Below are 18,857 nucleotides of genomic sequence, written 5' to 3'. Positions count from 1 at the left end.
TAGTCTACTATAGATTTTAAATTATTATCAACACAAAAGACCTTTTGCGCCCCACTTAAGTTGCAACTTAACCCCAACCATCTTCACAATGATACCCTACCTACGTTTCTACTCTCTGCCACCTTCTCAATAGAACTTATAGGACTTATGTTGAAAGATAAATCATTATCACAATTTTCTTCATCGCTATCAAGTCCACTATCAACGCTTAAAGATCTGAGTAATGTTGTCCTCTCTCTCAGTGGAACATAAGACTCATTATCAACGCTTGAAGATTTGGATAACCTTTTCTTCTGTCGTGGAGCATTACCAGACTCATTAGAAATTTCTCCCGTTAATTGATTGTTGAAGCTCCTTTGTTCATCAGCACGAATTTTTTCTTCCAGTCCATCAAGCATTCCTACCAATTCATCACCCCATTCATTTTCTTCTTCTAATAATTGTTTACACTTTTCTTTCTCACGCTCTAGCTCGTTTCTTAACTCTTCGACTTTATCTTCATCTTTAGTGAGTTCAAGTGTAAGCACCTTATCTCCTGGAAATTCCTCGTACTCGTTTTCTAGTTCTTCAATGTTGAGTTTTAGTCTCTCTTCTCCAAGTGTATCTTGTAAATCGCTATCCTGCCTATCTGATTCTTTAATCTTTTGCTCAATTTCTACTTGTACCTTATATTCCTGATCTAATTCTCTTAGCTGATCTTTCAAGCGCTCTTTCTGCTGGCGTCGTTCAACCATTATCTGTTCCGCATCTTCTCGTGCTTGATTTAGCTCTTTTTCCAAATTCTTCTTTCCTGCATTAACAATTTTCAGCTCTTCCTTTAGCTTTCTTTTTTCTTCATATACACCTTTAAGTTCTTGTGCTTTCCCTTGTAGCTCTTTTAACACACCTGCTAATTCTTCATTTTTTTGTGCCAGTTCAGTTTGCAATTCCGTGTTTTTTTGCTCCTCTTTTTCAAACCTGTCTTGTAAATTGCTATTCTGCTTCTCTAACTTTACAATTGTTTGATTAGCTTCTGCTTGGGTTGTTTCTAGTTTCTCCTGTAGTCGCTGATTTTCTTGTATTAATTCATGGTGCTTTTTATTTATCACTTGCAACCCTGCTTCTATTTCTTGCTTCAATTCAACAGCTTCTTTTTTCAAATTTGACATTTCTTGCTTCAATTCAACGTTTTTTTCGGACAGCATCTGATTATTTAAAATCAATTCATCCATTTGTTGTGAAGCAACTTCTGTATGAGTTCCAGTGTGCTGTAAATTGACTTCCGTTTGAGTTTCGATTTGTTGTGAAGCAACTTCTGTTTGAGTTGATGCATTGCTATTAATAGAAGGAGGAAGGCTATTGTCAGCATCAACTTTAGGGTCTAATTCCCCCTCTGGTTCCTTGCGATAGGCCACTATAGATTCATTTTGAAAATTGTTATTAGCAGTAGGCACAACATCAGCAGCCTTACCCTTTTCTAGTACAGCATCATATAAGGAGAGACTTTGAATATATAATTCATCATTTTGCTTTATCAATTCTAAGATCTCCTCCGATGAAACAAAATCTTCACCATTAAATTTTAGTACTTCAGTTATGCGACCGCTACTCACATTCATAATCATGGTACAAATTGAAACATTCCCGAACTCATCCTTTATAGGCCAAGTGCTTGTCATTTCATAACATGTGCCTTCTTTAAATTCATAATATCTTTTCTTATCTTCTTGATAAGCGTATATTTCATGTTTTTTATTGCAATAGATATTCAATTTTTTAATATCTTTCTCTTGCTGTAAAATGTCACTAATTCTTGTTGGCTCACTTTTATTGTAATTAATAAGGTTAACATTCAAAACTCTATGAGCATTATCAGTTTCTGTGTAATAAGCTTGAAGCTCTACGTCTTTCCTCTCAAAATATTTACTTGCAGTTTTTTTTCCCTGCTCTGCCAACTCTATGCATTTATCTATATCTTCCTTAAAGCTCTTATTAGCAGACTCTGTTACTGCTTTATCTATGTACGTTTGTTTAAAATCTCTATCGTTTATTAGGTCATAAAAACTCCACTGCCATTAAGTTAAGGAAAAAGTGTTAGAATGTATTATAAAATCGGGTAAGATCGCTGAATTAAAAGAAATAATGATATGAGTAAAAAAAAGAATAATTAAATTTATAAAAGATAAATTGATGAGTTTAAACTTTATTAACGCCCACAAAGCATCTCCAAAAGATTTCTCACGAAAAAGAAAGCTGCCTTTCATTGATGTATTTATTCTAATTTTCAGAAAGAGTGTAAAATCATTACAAGTAATGCTTAATGAGTTTGTCCTGCATACAAAAAAGGATCACACAATCACAGCAAGTGCATTTACTCAAGCAAGAAAAAAGCTAAAGCACACTGCATTTTCAGAGCTAAATGATAGCATAATTTCCCTATACTACCAAGATCAAGGATTTAAAACCCACCATGGTTTCAGAGTACTTGCATTTGATGCTTCTACACTGATTCTACCAAAAAATGATGAGTTAATAAATGAATTTGGCTCAAGACCAATAAGAAATTATACCGAAAAAGAGCTTGGAGATTACACAAGTACAACCTTTGAAGTATGTTACGATGTATTAAACAATATCGCAATAAAATCAGTACTTGGCAGAGGCGGTAGCTATGAAGTTGCTTTAGCTATTGATATGCTTGATAGTGTAAAATCCAACGATTTGCTGATTTGTGATAGAGGGTATGTTTCTTATAGGTTTTTTGCTGAGCTTATACAAAGAGGTATTAATTACATAATTCGCTGTCCATACTCATCATTTAATGAAATAAATGCTATGTTTAAGCCAGGAAGTCCTTCTGACATGATAGTAGTGTCAACTGCATCTGTCAAAATAGCGAGACAGCTAAGAAAGCTAGGATTACCTGATAAAATAAAGTTTCGATTAGTCAAAATAGTTCTTCATTCTGGTGAGATTGAAGTGTTAGCTACATCGTTATTAGACGAACAGCAGTTTAAAGCTGAAGAATTTGGGGAATTATACTACTTACGTTGGGGAGTAGAAACATTTTTTTCCAAACTCAAAGGAAGATTAGGCTTAGAAAATTTTACAGGTAAAAGTGTTGAAACTATTAAGCAGGATTTTTGGTCAACTATTTTTATTAGCAACTTAGAAAGTATTACAACAGAAGATGTAGAAGAGACATTGAACGCAGGCCTAGCCAATGGCAAGTCTGAGAAAAGCATTAATAAATCTGTCTCATTTAATGCAATAAAAAACTTGGCTTTCGATATTTTTTCTACAGAGTCAGACACAGACTGCATTATGGATCGATTATCAAAGTTATTTTTGATGAACACTCTAGTGGTGAGAAAAGGAAGAAAAGTTGACCGTAATAAAGTAACGAATACTCGTTCACTGAACTACCAAAAAAGAGCTAGGAAGCATGTATTTTGACCAAAGACAGTACTCATATCTTCTGATAATAACTGGGCAATTTATTGTCATATCTTCTGTAAAATGACTCCTAAATCAACTACTTCTTAAGTAATTTACATTTTAGAGTTTATCTACTTTTAAGTTTATTCTATTTTGTTTCAGCATTTATCATAACTTCTCGATTATTTCAAATCTTCTGGTTCGTTTTTTACCATTCCTTCCTTAACTTAATGGCAGTGATAAAAACTCCACCCATCCCCAAAAGCCCCCTGCACGTAAGTGAAATTCTTTTTTTCCTTTAGTTCTCTTAAGAACCACACCTTTTCTTTCAGATTTTTCAGTTGAAAGCTTATCCTTGCCTTTACACTAGAGTTTTTGGCAGGAATATTCATTTCTTCTAATTCTTTAAATAATTTATTATCTTTTATAATTGAGTAGCAAAACTTTACAATAGCAGAATTTGCAAACAAAGGATCTTTTTTTATACCTTCATCAAGAATTTCTTTAAAATGTGCAAATTGAGGTAGAACATAAAAATCGATTATTTCTTTTTCTGATCCCGTTTTATTAGCATAAGAGATATCACCTAATTGTGAATATAACTCTTTCAATGTATGGTAGATAAGCGTAGAGTAATAAACTTCCCTATTCAGTGAAGTTGGTCCAATACACTTTTCAAGTTGATCACCTGTTTTTCCTGCCTCTGCTGTTTTTTCTTCTTTAGCCAAACTTCCAATCATAATACACCTCCTTAACTATATTTATATTATACCAATTAACATATATTAAAAGAAATCAAACTGTATAACCTCGTCCTACACTAACTTTTATGATTACTTAATTGTGTAAAAATAACTGCAAGTGTTAAACTTGAGCTTTTATTTTTCATTATACATTTCGTACTACATGTTTATACTGCTGTCTTGCATAATAGACTATTCGAAGTTACACAAGTATTTTTTTTATTAGATAAGAGTTAGTAAGAGCCTGTTCATAATTTTTTCAGAAGTAAGGCAGTGAAAGCCAGAACTACCATTTGTAGGCTAGTATTGAGTTTTCGCTCACAATTTTTCCACAATCTTCTACATTTTTCTAACCAAGCAAAAGATCGCTCCACAACCCATCTTTTGGGCAATACAACAAAGGAACGTAATTCATTTCTTTTGATCACTTCAACGGTTGCACCAATAATCGTTTTTATTTGAGTTACAAAATTCTCTCCAGTATAGCCTGCATCAACCAGTACATTTTTAACTCCCGAGAGATTTTCTTTTGCATTTTCGACCATTCTCACAGCACTGCTACGGTCAGTTATCTCTGCTGTTGTTGTATAAATTGCATGCTTGCGTATCTACTGCAATACGGCCCTGAAATCTTCTTGCCTGCATCATAGCTTCAGCAGTATCTGCATTTTTTATACTCTGTGCATCAATTATGCAGAAGCTTTTCCGACCATTGTTTTGTCGCAATTATTTTTTTTTAATACCAGCTCCAGAACACTTTCTTTATTTGCATCTGGTTTTTCACTCCACTTCTTAAAATAGTCGTAACAATTGCGCCATTTTGGGAACTCTTTTGATACCATTCTCCACTGGCAACCACTTTTTAACACGTATAACACTCCACAAAATACATCATGTAAATCAAGTGTTCTTGGTTTTGTCTTCTTTCTGCAAGATTCCAGATCTGCTACAATAATCTCAAACTTTTCTCGACTTATGTCACTTGGTTATAAACTTCGCATATCCTACTTTATATACTTTATCCTCTCACTTTATCTCTTTTTTGAGATTACGTACAGGCTCTAAGATACAAAGACGTTTTCAGAAATCTTTAAGCTTAATAACATCCTCTCTCTTTGGACTAGTTGAGATTAGATGAATTGGTACACCTATTAATTTTTCTAACCTGTCTATATATTTTATTAAATTGATAGGCAATGCTTTAATCGACCTTTTACCTTGAGTGTTTTCTTTCCAGCCAGGAAACTCTTCATATATTGGCTCTAATTCCCCTTGTATTGAATGCGATGCGGGTAAATAATCATACATTTTTCCGCTATACTTGTAACCAGTGCATATTTTAATTGTATCAAAAGAATCAAGCACATCTAATTTGGTTAATACAATGCTTGAAACTCCAGAGAGTTGTACGGCCTGGCGCACTAAAACTGCATCGAACCATCCGCAACGCCTTCTCCTATTGCTCACTGTTCCAAGTTCCTTGCCTATAGTAAATAAGCTGTCCCCCACTTCGTTCTTTTGCTCAGTAGGGAATGGACCATTGCCCACTCTTGTTGTATAAGCTTTTACCACACCAATAATGTAAGCATTGGAGGATAATCCTGAGCCTGTTATTGCTTGCGATGCTACGGTATTACTTGAAGTAACAAAAGGGTAAGTTCCGTGGTCGATATCTAAAAATGCGCCTTGGGCACCTTCAAATATTATTTTCTTACCTTCTTTCATCAAGTCATTTAATATCTTCCATACAGGTTTTTTATATGGAAGAATTTTTTCTGAAATCTCTTGAATTTCCTTTAATATTTCTTCTTTTTTAACCACCTGGTAGTTAAGGCCTTTTCTGATAGCATTGTGGTAATTCAGAAGAGTATCCACTCTTTTGTTGAGCTCATCTGCGTTTTCTAAGTCACAAAGGCGTATAGCTCTCCTGCCAACTTTATCTTCATAACATGGCCCTATCCCTTTGTTTGTTGTACCAATTTTGTGATTTCCGTTTAAATCTTCAAATAGCTTTTCCTTGTCCTTATGTACGCTAAGTATTAATGGACAGCTCTCGGATACCATCAAGTTGTTATAGTTTATGTCCACTCCTTTAACTTTCAATGACTCTATTTCTGAAACTAGAGCATGCGAATCAAGAGCAACACCGTTTCCTATAATAGATATTTTGCCCGTTCTCAAAACAGCAGAGGGCAGTAAATTTAATTTATAAACCTCATCATCTATTACTATAGTGTGCCCTGCATTATTTCCTCCCTGAAATCTCACAACTACATCTGCATTCTCAGAAAGATAATCTACTATTTTACCCTTGCCTTCGTCACCCCATTGCAGACCAATAATTACAATGTTATTCATCATTATTTTCTAAATTAATACATAAATATTAATACAGTACGCTACAAATGAAAAGAGAAATCTACGCCTTTCCTACACCCCTTAAATAAAGAAATATACTGTCGATTTTCTTAATATATTACCAAATTATTCATCATTATATGATATAACTTACAGCATATTTACAGTAAGGTGTTATTTATGAAAGAGACAAAAGGAAAAAATAATAAGAGTCCAGTAGTTAGATTAAAGGCCACAGCTAAAGAGTTCAATTTTAGTAAATTAAGAGCAGATCAAGATAATAAATTAGCGAATTCCGGTGAAACAATGTTCTTAGATTTTCAAAGGATGAATTTTATTATTAACGGAAAAGAAATAGATAAAAATCTTATTATTGCATTTAAGGAAGGAGCTAAGCACCGCAAAAGCGAACTTTTTAATAGTGATGATATATATAATGACGAAATATTTAACAAAAAAGGAACAAGAGAAATAGATACGGATCATGGCAAAGCTTTTGTTGCTTCAGTACTCGAAGATATTGAGAAAGAGCTTGTAAGTAAGGTATATCCATCTATTACCAACAGAGAAAGATGAAAACAAGGATTACCGTTCCTTTGCAAAAGAAGTTTTCAAAAAAATGTTCAGATACGCTGGGGCAGAAGTTCCAAGTGATGCTATTTTAGAAGAGCTAGTTACCAATTGTAATCAAGCAGGGTATGAGGCTGCTCCATTTATACAAACCCAACTTGCACTTGGACAGTCGTTCATAGTAGAAAATCCTAAAAAAGTAATAAACATTGATTGTGCTAACCAAAATAATGTGAGAATTAGATCTGATATGAGGCTACCAATACTCTCTGTTAAAAATCAAGTTATGCATGGCGATAAGATATGTAATCTGTCTAGTTCATTGGAATTTACAATTGAATCTCACAATGGTGAAGACTTTGTAACATACAGAGATGGTAAATTGTCACTTACTATTCCTAAAGAGTTAAAAAATTATAAAGATAATGGCAAGAGCTTGTTTGACATTATTAAAGAATATTTTCAGAAATTCTGTGCAAAATTAGGATTTAAACCTGAGACAAAAATACAAATAGAGCATGGCTTCGGTGCTCAAAGTAACTATTTAGATGGTACAATATCAACCACAGGATCAGATGCAAATGAAGAATTTATCAATCTTTTAAGCGAAAATCTCAGAGAGAGGTTATTGGGGTCAGGAGTTGCTCTAGAAGATGAAGATGTTGATGATGTTGTTGAAGTCAGAGTATCTACCGTTATAGATCTATTGAGTGATTATGCTAAATTGGAAGATAATAAAGAACACAGAGAGTTATTAATAAGTAAAGTAGCAGATAATTTAGGACTTTCCACTCAAGATAAAACAGCACCAGAAGTATTGATGGAATTAGGCTCTTTACCTTCTTTGACAAAAGGTCAGGTTAATCATAATCAAGTGCAGTCTGTTGTAAATACTTTTATTAAGTTAATTATTGAAGGGAAAAGCGAAGTATACAAAAAAGGAGGTGCGATTAATGCAATTGATGCAATTCATAAGGAGATAGATAAGGCAATTGTTGAGCAAGAAAAAAAAGCAACCAACAAACAAGATATAGAAAATGATAAATGGACAGATAGAATCAAAAAACAGAATTATTCTGCGGAATCACATGAACATTTACCTTAAAGATACTGGTAGGCTCCTTAAATATTTTAGAGTTCATGGTTGCAACGGTTGCTATTTTACAGTGCATCTCACGACCATAATCATGAACTTCTTCCATTAGCTGCTTTCCCATACCTTTTCTTCTATAATCAGAGTGCACCCAAAGCAAGTCAGTGTAAATTGAACCATAGATAACAAAACCGCTACAACCTGCAATAATTTGTTCAGTATCATCGCGAATAAAAAAAGCAAATGGGTTACACGTACCTTTATCAACGGTTTCTTCATTAATCTTTTTGAGTAGGAATTCAATGTCTTTGCTACTTGGTGATGTGGTGTGTTCTATTTTCATCTCTCGGCCTAATACCGCATACTGATTTCTCTCTTTATCTTATATAAATTAATTAAGTAAAGTGAATACAGTATCCACACTACTAAAAAAAATGTGGCACAAAACATAAACATTGCAACCAGTGGCAACAGCAGGGAACTTTCTATTGCTATTCCACCTTTTCTCAAAATGCTTGCTGGCTGATGGAGAGTGGACCATAAATTCACGGAAAATTTTACTATAGGAATATTTATAGCACTAAAGATGGCAAATACTGCTGCTGATTTTTCTGCCCTCGCTTCATTATCAAAAGCGCTCCACAATGAAAGGTAGCCAACATATAGGAAAAATAAAATCAGCATTGAAGTAAGCCTTGCATCCCATACCCACCAAGTGCCCCAGGTTCCTTTTCCCCAGATGCTGCCTGTGATTAAGCATATTGCAGAAAAGACTGTCCCTGCAGGAGCAGCAGCATGTGCCAAGACACTAGCAATGCTATTGTTCCACACCAATGAAATGAAACTGAGTGATGCAATTAATCCATATATTCCAAGAGCAAGCCATGCAGAAGGCACATGAAGATACATAATTCGTACAATTTCTCCTTGTTTATAATCTTCTGGGGAGAAGAATAACGCCAAAGACATTCCAATTAAAAAACATGCGAAACAAATCACCCCAAGCCAAGGTAGAGCTTTCTTAGAAAAATAAGAGAAATTTGTAGGCTTTAATAAAAACATTCATTTTGAGAATAATTGTGTTAAGAATTTACCAATTAGTTTGAGTTTTATCAACAGGATAGTTTTTCTATATTTACGTAGGTCAACAAATTAGCATAATTTCAGTAGCAGATTGCTAGCTATTATTTTTAGTATATGACCCTTAAAAAGCTTAATCTACACTTAGTATCAGATTCAAGTGGTGAAACTGTTATATCAGTTGCAAAATCAGCTCTGAAACACTTTCGTTCTGTAGAAACGATCGAATATGTTTGGTCTTTTGTAAAAGGAGAAGAGCAGATTGACAAAATTCTGGAGGAAATTAATAGGAAAAGTGATGAGCATAATTTTGTTATATGCACTATTACTGATGATGAGCTAAGAAAATATCTAAAAGATAACTGTATAAAGTTGAAAATTCCCTATAGAGCAATATTATCACATATTATTAGAGAAATTTCGTCTTATCTTGAAATTGAAAAAGACGAAAAGCTTGACTTGCATACTGAGATAAATAACGAATATTTTCAGCGCATTGAGGCAATAAACTACACTATTAATCATGATGATGGACAAAATATTCAAGATATTGATAAAGCAGATATAATTTTGGTTGGAGTTTCACGTACATCAAAATCTCCCACCAGTACGTATTTAGCTTACCGAGGCTATAAGGTTGCAAATATTCCTTTTGTTAGTGGGGTACCCTTTTATGTCGACTTGGCAAAATTAAAAAATAAACTGACAATAGGGGTAACAATAGACGTAAGTAGGCTAATAGAAATACGCAAAAATAGACTTACTTCAATTAACAACGAAGATAATAATATATATGCTAACCCTGAGAAAGTAGAAAAGGAAATTAAAGAAGCAGAGGAGCTCTTTAAACAGAATAACTGGCCAATTATCGATGTCACGCAAAAGTCGATCGAAGAAGTATCAGCAACAATTATACAATATTTTAATAAAATGTTATCAATTGACTAACTCTTGATAAGTGATTATAATGTAAAGTAATTTAATTCTTACTATAGATATGAAAGTCAAAGGGTCGCTAAAATCTCATCGTAACAGAGATAAAAATTGTAAAGTTGTGAAAAGGGGTGGTAAGATTTACATTATAAATAAGGTAAAGCCAAGGTGTAAAGCGCGTCAAGGTTCTTAGCTTTTTGTTCACCTTTTCATGTTATATATTTTTTATATGTGAAAGTACGGTGCTTATATCTAAAAAGAAGCAAAAGTTACTGTGTTTAAGCGCAGCCTTACTCATTTCTTCCCTTACATTATATTTCAGCATTAGCACAATTACAGGTAAACGTGGCTTATTGACGTTAATCGATTTAAAAAAAGAAATCGAGTACAATAAACTTTTGCTAAAGGATGTCTCTTCTGAAAAGGAAAAGTTGGACAACAAAGTATTTGGCTTATATGAAAAAAGCTTAGATTTAGATCTGCTTGATGAGCAAGCAAAAAATGCTTTAGGTTATGTGAACCCTAATGAACTTATGGTTGTTCTTGACGTGGAATAGCAGTAGTGACCTTACCCAGAAAAAGTGGAGAGAAAGAAAAGAGTTTTTTTGGGTAAAATAAAATTTTGGAGGATTAGAAATGGTAAGAGAATATACGGCAGAATTCAAATTGGAAGCTGTTAAGCTGGCAAATGAACAAAGAAAGGTAGGTCAACCAGTTGCAAAAGTAGCAAGAGATCTAGGAATAAGGGATAGTGTATTAGGAAAATGGATGAAGAAATATAACGAAAAAAAGTCAGCGGCAAATGCATTTCCAGGTAGAGGTAACATGGCTCCTTACGACAAAGAGAGGTTTGATTTACAAAGCAAGAGTAACAAGGGAAAGAGACATTTAAAAAAAAGCCCTGGCCAGTCAAAAAGAGTAAAATATTTTTTTATATAGTAACTGCTATAAAGTACAGGAATTATGTAGGATTTTCTGCTAGTGGCTACTATAAGTGGACCACAAGAAAAATAAGCAGTAGAGAATCAGCAAATAAAGAGCTACTCGCAGCTATTCAAAAAATATATCAAGTTTCTAAATGTAGATATGGAGCTCCTAAAATTCATGCTGAATTGAAGGCTTTGGGTAAAAGTTGCAATTTGAAAACGGTGCAAAGTATGATGCAGAAAAATGACATCAGGGCTATACTGAGAAGAAAGTTTAAAATTAAAAAACAACAAACAGATAATAGAGCTGTAGCTCCCAATATACTAGATCAAAACTTTATTGTTGATCAACCAAATAAAGTATGGGATTACTTACATCAAAACCAAGGAGGGATGGCTATATTTGGCAGCAATAATTCTCACGTATGGTAGTTAATGAGTAGTGCAATAAATAAACAATTGGTTATGAACTCTTTATTAATGGCCATTAATAGGCGTAAACCTGTTAAAAATCTACTATTACATAGTGATCAAGGTTCACAATATACTTTGCAAGGTTATCAATATCTCTTATCCATAAAAAACATAGATGAATCATAAAGGTTGTTGTTACGACAATTCTGTTGTGGAAAGCTTCTTCAGTTCTCTAAAAAGGGAGTTACCAATAGACACCTCTCGGCACTCTAAACAGCATATCAAAACTGCTATATTTGAATATATAGAAATTTTTTATAACAAACAACGTCACTATTAACTATTGCATTCCAGAACAATTTGATGCATCATTCTTTTTGTAAAAAACATTCCAAACTTTCTCTCCACTTTTTCTGGGTAAGGTCAAAGGATCTTATGTCTTAAACCTTATCACCAGGCTTAACAAATAGGTGGCCCAATACTATTAACTTTATGGGTTTATCTTCGTTATTTGCTACTATCCAAACCCCATCGCTCTCATGATCAACAATTTCTATTGGTGCAAATACTACATAATTATTGTCATCAACAATCTTTATTCCAAGAGCACCCTCGTCACTTAAGCTCAGGGCTGAAGAAGGAACTTTATATGCAAATCTTTCGCCTGAAGGTAGCCTTACGTTGGCAGTTAGTCCCTGCAAGGATATCATTTTATTATTAGTTACCTTTACTTCTACCCTATAAGACCCAGTTTTAGGCTCAGCAATTTTACTAATAAAACTTACTTCACCTGCCAATTCTTTTCCGTCCAGCAAATTAATTTGAGCTGTGCTGCCTAGCTCTATTTTATTTACTTCATTTTCCGAAACGTATAACACTACAAGAATTTGATCGAAATTAACCACGTCAGCTATTTTTTGCCCAGCATTAACAAAATCCCCTTCGTTTGCATTGATTTTATCAATATAACCATCTATAGGAGATGTGACTGCAGTATTTTCTAAATCCAATTCTAGCCTTTTTAGGTCAGCTTTTGCACTTTGTAACGCAGTAAAAGCTGCTTCTACTTGTATTTGTGCCCCATAGCCTTTTTTATTCAGTTTGTGAGAGGAATCATACTCAATTTCACGCTGCTTTAATAAAGCTTTGGCTTTCTGAGCTTGCTTAATCCTGTCATAATCTTCTATCTTTAACACTACATCATCTCTTTTTACCTTTTCACCATCAGGTAAATAAATAGCAATAATCTTACCACTTATTTTTGAGACAAGGCTAGCTCTATGTAAGGGATTTACTGTACCAGAAAAATTTAAATATATAGTGCGGTTTTGCGGCGCACATTCTTGAGTTTTTACTGAAAAGCTACTAGTTGCATTATCGCTATGAACCGCCTGATCTTTTTTTAAAAATGCACTGCTGATAAAAAACAGTAGAATAAAAGCAATACTGGAAATGATGATTACTTTGTTTCTCACCTTTAAACAATAGAATTTGTTGACCAATCTTGTTAGAAACAACTGCATAAATTTTCGAATCAGAAATGTAAGTATAATACATGTACCATTGTCACTCCATAAATAGTTTTATATGAGAACAAACACAAGATTTTCCTACAATAAGTAAGTTTTTTATTGCTAAAATGCAATTTTTAATCGAATAAAAATGTAAAATTGCAAACAAAGTTGTGCATAAGACTGGATTTAAAAAAATCTTGAAAAATATACTAAAACTTTTAAATAATAACTTTATATCTAGTGGCTTTGCCTTCTCCAAGACGCTGTAAGTATTTCATCCCTAGCAGTTTCTTTGTAATTGCCTCTACTGTTCTTGGAGGAAATCCTAGAGCTTCTATAGCATCTTTTCTACTAAATTCTTTATCTGCAAGGCTAAGTGCCCATTCCCAGAAGAACAATTGTTTTCTTGATAATAAATATTCAGTATTCTCCCTCTCAAGAATATAATGCGCCTCATTTGCTTGCGTTTTGAGTACATTAAGAAAAAATATTAACCACGGGGAAATATCTTCTTTGCCACTTTTCCAGCTACTTTGTGTTTTATTAAGCGCTAAGTAGTAATCAAGTTTGTTAGTTTCAATTATCTTTTCATGTGATACAATAGATACAAAATCATAACCCTGCTGCAACAGCATTAAATTAGTCATCAATCTACTAGTTCTGCCATTTCCATCTTGAAAAGGGTGTATTGCCAGATACTCAAAAACAAAGTTAGCAACAATAATAAGAGGATGCTTAAATTTATTATTTAAGGACCAGTGATACCAATCAATAAGCTCTTGTACTTCCTTTCTAACAAGGTAAGGTGGTGTGGGATCAAAAATTATACCAACAACTTTTCCATTCTGATCTTTTGCCTCAACTCTATTAGAACTTGCTTTGTATTTTCCTCTATGATACAAATCTTTTTCACTATAAAGTAGCATCTGGTTGTTAATGTGCAATATTGATGACTCACTAATTGGAATATCCGTATAATCATGAAATATTAGTGTAAGCATTTCTAAGTAGCCAGCAATTTCTTGCTCATCTCTATTTTTAAATTTTTTGACACGTAGGTTTTTATATAGATCCTCAACTTCTTTATCGGTTAGACGATTTCCTTCAATACGGTTAGAAGCGCCAGAAGATGTAACAATAACTGAATGAGTTAATCTTTCAATTGTTTGTGGTAGTAGTTTTTTCGTTATCTGCCAGCTATTTTTAACACTATCAACTGCAGTAATTAACTCGTACACTTGTTCAATTACAGGCCCTTCTAGGTTGAGACGTGTACTAAGACGAAAATTCTTCCAGTTCATATTCTTCTCACATGCATATTATGTGAGATAATGTGAGATAATGTGATAAAAGTCAATAGTAAGCTTTATATGCATAGCAGAGCTAACTACAAAAATTATACATTTTCAAGTGATCCTAACCATATCAAAAACTACAGGGCAAAGCTGTTGGAGGAAGGCTTAATTAGTTAAAAATTTCAATCTTATGTAAAATATTGTCTTATTTTGTAATTTTCTTGTTGACTAACGAGACGATATCTACTTTTCAATAAACTCCATTTGCATTTCTTGTATACTACTTTCTATTTGCTCTATTTGTTCTATTAACCTTTCTTCTAAGTCAAGATTACCGCTCAGCCTCGCTTCGGTTCTTTCTTTTCGTAATGCATTTAATTCTTTTAGTAACACTATATTATTCCACACAATTTCTGCAGATTTTCTCTCGTTCAGTTGGCTATTTAGTACACTAGTTTTTTCAAATACATACTTTATAACGTTAAACTGTTTCAATTCTTGTAACAAAGCCTCTTTATCGAGTTTGCTTTTGTTACTTATTACATCAATTACACGCTGTTGTAATCTTTTCATCTCATTAGTAAATTCAAAATGAGAAAATTGCTCAAAAAATATAGGACGGTTCAAAATTTCAGGAAATTCTACGGCTATACGCAAAATTACGGCCTGATTTTGCTCTGCTTCAATTAGCTCTGGAGATTTGTTATGAAGATACTCACCTTTTGTTGCTCCAGTTTTACTATTAAAAATCTGTTTTTTGAAGCTACTTCTTAGTTCACTAGCCTTATTGTAAAAATAATCTCTGTAATACCTTCTAATACTGCTGTTGCTAATAGTATTTACATATTCCATGAACTTGTGCTCAAGAATTGAATATTTTTCCGGAGCAAGTTTTTCATAATTTTGCAAATTGCTATCGATTATGTGATGCCATAAATATTCAGAATGCAGTTTTGTTGAATGGTCAAGAGCAGTCAACACGTCTTCTTTCTTGTATGCCAGTTCGTTACATATATCGTATGGATCTTTATTACTTGGCAAAGTCACAAACTTTAACGTGTATCCAGGCTCTAATATTGGCAGAGCAAGTTCTGCAACTCGAGTAGCAGCATGACGTCCAGCACTATCGCCATCCATACAGATGGAGATTTCTTTAGCAAATCTCCATAGATTTTTTATCTGTTCTGCAGAAATTGCGGTACCAAGCGGAGCAACTGCATTACTAATTCCTGCTTGATGTAGCGCTATAGCGTCCATATATCCTTCAACAACAAGTATGTGCTGTTTTTTACGTATTTCGCTTAAAGCAAAGTTTAATCCGTATAAATTCTCCCTCTTCTTGAAGAGCTGACTCTCTGGACTGTTTAAATATTTCGGCTGTTGCTCAGAACTTAGCACACGTCCGCCAAAACCAATAACTCTCCCTGCAATGCTCTGTATAGGAAATATCAGCCGGTCATAAAAATAATCATGAAAATTTTTGTTTACTAATCCAATATCAATCAAAATTCTGTCTTCAATACCTGAAGAGTTTAAATACTCTTTCAAACCAGAGCTTGGTGCATAACCTATCTTAAATTTATCTATGATTTTAGGTGAAATCTTACGCTGCTTTAAATAATCTACAACACTTTGATTTTTTTGTGCAAACCAATTTGCAGCTAAATCAAGCGCTAAAAATAGTTTATTGTCCTCTTTTGTAATACTAAGATTTTTGGGCAGTTCAACACCTGTAACCGATGCTAATTTTTCCAATGCTTCTTTAAAGCTTAATCCTTCAGTTTGTGAAATAAATTCAAATGCATCACCACTAGCCAAGCAACCAAAACAGTAATATAACCCCTTAGTATTGCTCACCGAAAAAGATGGGGTTTTTTCGTTATGAAATGGACAGAGCCCAACAAAACTATCTCCTCTTTTTATTAATCTGACTTTTTTACCTACTATGTCGGATAATAATAATTTTGATTTTATAATATCTATATGATCCATCTTGTTAAATTAGTAGTAGGATAAAAATTATATAGAATTTATACACATCTGACTCGAAATTTATTTCTATAACTAAAGCAATTTAGATTTACCGACAATGTAGCTATACAAATTCAAGAGCAATCCTGTCATCCAGGTAGCCCACAGAAACAAAAAACTTCCTTGACAAACCTCGCCAGCGCCCTTATCATGAAACTGAAGCTATTTATTTATCTTCTCTGTACAGATTAAATGACAAAAAAACTCAACGTATCTGGCGTCTCATGTTTAATTTTTTGCACTATGTGCACCTTATGTCTTTATCAAATTTCCGGGTTTTGACCTACACAAGCTGAAATACGCTTATAAAGCATTTAAAACATTAAAAAACGCCAACTTAAAAAATGGATAGTGAATAACTAGCTACCCTAGGGTTTCTTTTGCCTTTTTTTCTGTTTAGTAAATTTCTTAACGTTTATAATTTAGATTAGTTGCGGCTTAAAAGCAGCTAAATCGCGGTTATTAAGTGTTTAGAATAAAAAAACGCCATACTTGAAAGTATAATGTAAGTAATTAGCCAACCACGGGGCTTCTTTTGCCTTTTTTTTCGTTTGGTAAATTTCTTAATATTTATACAGAAGGTGTCATTCCAGTGCTTGACACTGGAATCCAGTTCTTATTATACAGCTATCTGGTGTACTTATTTAAAATTAAGTTTTCTGGATCTCAGTGCCAAAGCACTGGGATGACACCCTTCCTGGCGGAGATTATTCTCAAATCACAATGTTCGTACAGTTGTGGAATGAATTGCGGTATGACGTAGGAAAACCTTAGCTATAGCTTTAGAACTCCCAAAAGGTCAGAAGCATTGAATGACTTGACAGAAAGTTCAAACCCATATAAAATGTCCTTATTTCTTATATGTTAGGTATAGTATCAATTGCCTCAGATCATGCTGGTTATGAATTAAAATCAGAAATAAAACCTTACCTGGAAGCCCTAGGTTACAGAGTAGTAGATCAAGGCTGCACTGCTAAGCAAAAGTGTGTAGATTACCCAAACTATGCTGTTAAAGTTGTAGAAGATATAACAAGCAAAAAAGCAAATTATGGGATATTAATTTGTGGTACAGGTTTGGGCATGAGTACTGTGGCAAATCGTTTTGAAGGAATCTACGCTGCTTTATGTAACAGTGTTGAGATCGCAAAATTAGCTCGCGAGCATGGCAACGCAAATGTACTGTGTCTTGGTGCAGGGTTTACTGCGAGTGGATTAGCAAAAGACATAGTCAAACAATTCCTCGAAACAGAATTTTCAAAAGAAAGCAGACATAAAAAACGCCTTGATAAACTCAGCAATATAACCTCTAAGAAAAAAAAAACAAAAACTTATAACGAAGATGAAATATCAAAATTCGCTAAAATGGCAGGCCAGTGGTGGGATGAGAACGGCAAATTCAAACCATTGCACATGATGAATCCTGTTAGAGTATCTTACATTATTGAGAAAATAAAAGAGTTAAAAAAATGCAATTTGAAAGAATTATCATTGCTTGATGTTGGATGCGGTGGTGGCATTTTGTCAGAGTCAATGGCACGCGTTGGCATTAATGTTGTGGGAATAGATGTATGTGAAGAAAACATAAAAGTAGCGCATTCACATGCAAAAAAAGTAGGGTTAAATATAGAATATATACACACCAGCATTGAAGAGCTAAGCAATGACAAGAAGTACGACGTGGTTCTGCTGATGGAAGTAGTTGAACATGTGGATAATTTAGAGCTTTTCATGAAAAAAGCGATAGAACTGCTAAAACCGGAGGGGTTAATCTTTATATCCACAATAAATAGAACTATTAAATCCTTTTGTCTTGCAATAATTGGTGCAGAGTACATATTAAATTGGCTGCCAAAAGGTACACATAACTGGAATAAATTTCTCAAGCCGTCAGAAATTGCAAATCACCTAAGAGAAAACAATGTAACACTACAAGATATGGCTGGTATGGAGTACGACGTAATAAAGCGTGAGTGGAATCTAACTAAAGGCGTGGATGTTAATTATATACTTTGTGGAAACATTGTAGTTTGAGACGGTTCTAATATCATCCCAGTACCCTCTTCTTGTCATCCCAGTGCCCAGACACTGGGATCCAGGAAAAAGAATGGTGTCATGAAAGTAGCTGATACTTGGATCCAGAAGACTTAATTTTAACCAAATAATAAAGGCTAGATCCCAGTGTCAGCTACTTGGATGACAAAAAAAGGAGCACTGGGATGACACCCTACTTAACCGTCATACCGCGATTCATTCGCGGTATCTCTTAGCCGCTAACAAGCAGCGGGATGACGAAGTTATCGTCATGCCACCGCGAACCGTCATACCGCGATTCATTCGCGGTATCTCTTAACATAGATCCCTTACTTAACTGTCATACCTTAGCATAGATCCCGCTAACAAGTAGCGGGATGACGATTGTCGTTTAGCTATAAATATTTAAGAAATTTACCAAACGAAAAAAAAGGCAAAAGAAGCCCCGTGGT

14 protein-coding genes and 4 pseudogenes are annotated in these 18,857 nt (G+C 34.0%); 8 read left to right on the top strand and 10 right to left on the bottom strand.

Annotated features, from left to right (window positions below):
* Positions 1–83: 83 nt before the first annotated feature.
* On the bottom strand, positions 84–1,934 hold the full coding sequence (locus tag DEF52_RS04085; protein ID WP_237357349.1) for a hypothetical protein: 1,851 nt from the start codon (positions 1,932–1,934) through the stop codon (positions 84–86).
* Positions 1,935–2,169: 235 nt separating this feature from the next.
* Between DEF52_RS04085 and DEF52_RS04080 the strand changes: the two genes are divergently transcribed.
* The gene (locus DEF52_RS04080; protein WP_151807607.1) at positions 2,170–3,435 is read left to right on the top strand and encodes an IS4 family transposase; all 1,266 of its coding nucleotides are present in this window, start codon (positions 2,170–2,172) and stop codon (positions 3,433–3,435) included.
* A 209-nt stretch (positions 3,436–3,644) separates the two neighbouring features.
* On the opposite strand, the gene DEF52_RS04075 is transcribed toward DEF52_RS04080, so the two are convergent.
* The 3 genes and pseudogenes from DEF52_RS04075 to DEF52_RS04065 all read right to left on the bottom strand — a co-directional run bounded on the left by DEF52_RS04075 (position 3,645) and on the right by DEF52_RS04065 (position 6,518).
* Positions 3,645–4,157 carry a hypothetical protein gene (locus DEF52_RS04075; protein WP_179951364.1) on the bottom strand — a complete coding sequence of 171 codons (513 nt, stop codon included), beginning with the start codon at positions 4,155–4,157 and terminating at the stop codon, positions 3,645–3,647.
* A gap of 251 nt (positions 4,158–4,408) precedes the next feature.
* Positions 4,409–5,137 (bottom strand): annotated as a pseudogene (locus DEF52_RS04070) (IS5 family transposase).
* A gap of 103 nt (positions 5,138–5,240) precedes the next feature.
* Positions 5,241–6,518, bottom strand: coding sequence for an adenylosuccinate synthase (locus DEF52_RS04065; RefSeq protein ID WP_151807942.1), 1,278 nt, complete (start codon positions 6,516–6,518; stop codon positions 5,241–5,243).
* Positions 6,519–6,698: 180 nt separating this feature from the next.
* Here DEF52_RS04065 and DEF52_RS06900 point away from each other — a divergent pair.
* Positions 6,699–7,628: pseudogene (locus DEF52_RS06900) on the top strand (hypothetical protein).
* Between the two features lie 88 nt (positions 7,629–7,716).
* Entirely contained in the window at positions 7,717–8,193 is a 477-nt protein-coding gene (locus DEF52_RS06895; protein WP_410543284.1) for a hypothetical protein, read from the top strand.
* On the opposite strand, the gene DEF52_RS04055 is transcribed toward DEF52_RS06895, so the two are convergent.
* Positions 8,147–8,524, bottom strand: a complete 378-nt coding sequence (locus DEF52_RS04055; RefSeq protein ID WP_237357346.1) for a GNAT family N-acetyltransferase — start codon at positions 8,522–8,524, stop codon at positions 8,147–8,149. The genes DEF52_RS06895 and DEF52_RS04055 overlap by 47 nt on opposite strands.
* An 8-nt stretch (positions 8,525–8,532) precedes the next feature.
* On the bottom strand, positions 8,533–9,243 hold the full coding sequence (ccmC, locus tag DEF52_RS04050; protein WP_151807941.1) for a heme ABC transporter permease CcmC: 711 nt from the start codon (positions 9,241–9,243) through the stop codon (positions 8,533–8,535).
* A gap of 135 nt (positions 9,244–9,378) precedes the next feature.
* Between ccmC and DEF52_RS04045 the strand changes: the two genes are divergently transcribed.
* The 4 genes and pseudogenes from DEF52_RS04045 to DEF52_RS07035 all read left to right on the top strand — a co-directional run bounded on the left by DEF52_RS04045 (position 9,379) and on the right by DEF52_RS07035 (position 11,917).
* Positions 9,379–10,209 carry a pyruvate, water dikinase regulatory protein gene (locus DEF52_RS04045; protein WP_006280267.1) on the top strand — a complete coding sequence of 277 codons (831 nt, stop codon included), beginning with the start codon at positions 9,379–9,381 and terminating at the stop codon, positions 10,207–10,209.
* A gap of 49 nt (positions 10,210–10,258) precedes the next feature.
* Positions 10,259–10,387 carry a type B 50S ribosomal protein L36 gene (gene ykgO, locus DEF52_RS04040; RefSeq protein WP_006279631.1) on the top strand — a complete coding sequence of 43 codons (129 nt, stop codon included), beginning with the start codon at positions 10,259–10,261 and terminating at the stop codon, positions 10,385–10,387.
* Between the two features lie 49 nt (positions 10,388–10,436).
* Entirely contained in the window at positions 10,437–10,751 is a 315-nt protein-coding gene (locus tag DEF52_RS04035) for an FtsB family cell division protein (protein WP_010962526.1), read from the top strand.
* A 79-nt stretch (positions 10,752–10,830) separates the two neighbouring features.
* Positions 10,831–11,917: pseudogene (locus tag DEF52_RS07035) on the top strand (IS3 family transposase).
* 57 nt (positions 11,918–11,974) lie between these two features.
* Here the strand turns inward: DEF52_RS07035 and DEF52_RS04015 are convergent.
* The 4 genes and pseudogenes from DEF52_RS04015 to DEF52_RS06885 all read right to left on the bottom strand — a co-directional run.
* On the bottom strand, positions 11,975–13,057 hold the full coding sequence (locus DEF52_RS04015) for an efflux RND transporter periplasmic adaptor subunit (protein WP_151807938.1): 1,083 nt from the start codon (positions 13,055–13,057) through the stop codon (positions 11,975–11,977).
* A gap of 209 nt (positions 13,058–13,266) precedes the next feature.
* Positions 13,267–14,349 carry a Fic family protein gene (locus DEF52_RS04010; protein ID WP_006280480.1) on the bottom strand — a complete coding sequence of 361 codons (1,083 nt, stop codon included), beginning with the start codon at positions 14,347–14,349 and terminating at the stop codon, positions 13,267–13,269.
* A gap of 237 nt (positions 14,350–14,586) precedes the next feature.
* Entirely contained in the window at positions 14,587–16,335 is a 1,749-nt protein-coding gene (gene dnaG, locus DEF52_RS04005; RefSeq protein WP_151807937.1) for a DNA primase, read from the bottom strand.
* A 615-nt stretch (positions 16,336–16,950) separates the two neighbouring features.
* Positions 16,951–17,040: pseudogene (locus DEF52_RS06885) on the bottom strand (WPE palindromic element domain-containing protein); the annotation flags it as partial.
* A gap of 195 nt (positions 17,041–17,235) precedes the next feature.
* Between DEF52_RS06885 and ubiG the strand changes: the two are divergent.
* The gene (gene ubiG, locus DEF52_RS03995) at positions 17,236–18,405 is read left to right on the top strand and encodes a bifunctional 2-polyprenyl-6-hydroxyphenol methylase/3-demethylubiquinol 3-O-methyltransferase UbiG (protein ID WP_151807936.1); all 1,170 of its coding nucleotides are present in this window, start codon (positions 17,236–17,238) and stop codon (positions 18,403–18,405) included.
* Positions 18,406–18,857 lie beyond the last annotated feature (452 nt).

The organism is Wolbachia endosymbiont of Nasonia oneida (genome assembly GCF_009012935.1).
Classification (GTDB): domain Bacteria; phylum Pseudomonadota; class Alphaproteobacteria; order Rickettsiales; family Anaplasmataceae; genus Wolbachia; species Wolbachia pipientis.
This window is presented reverse-complemented; position numbering and strand designations above follow the sequence as displayed.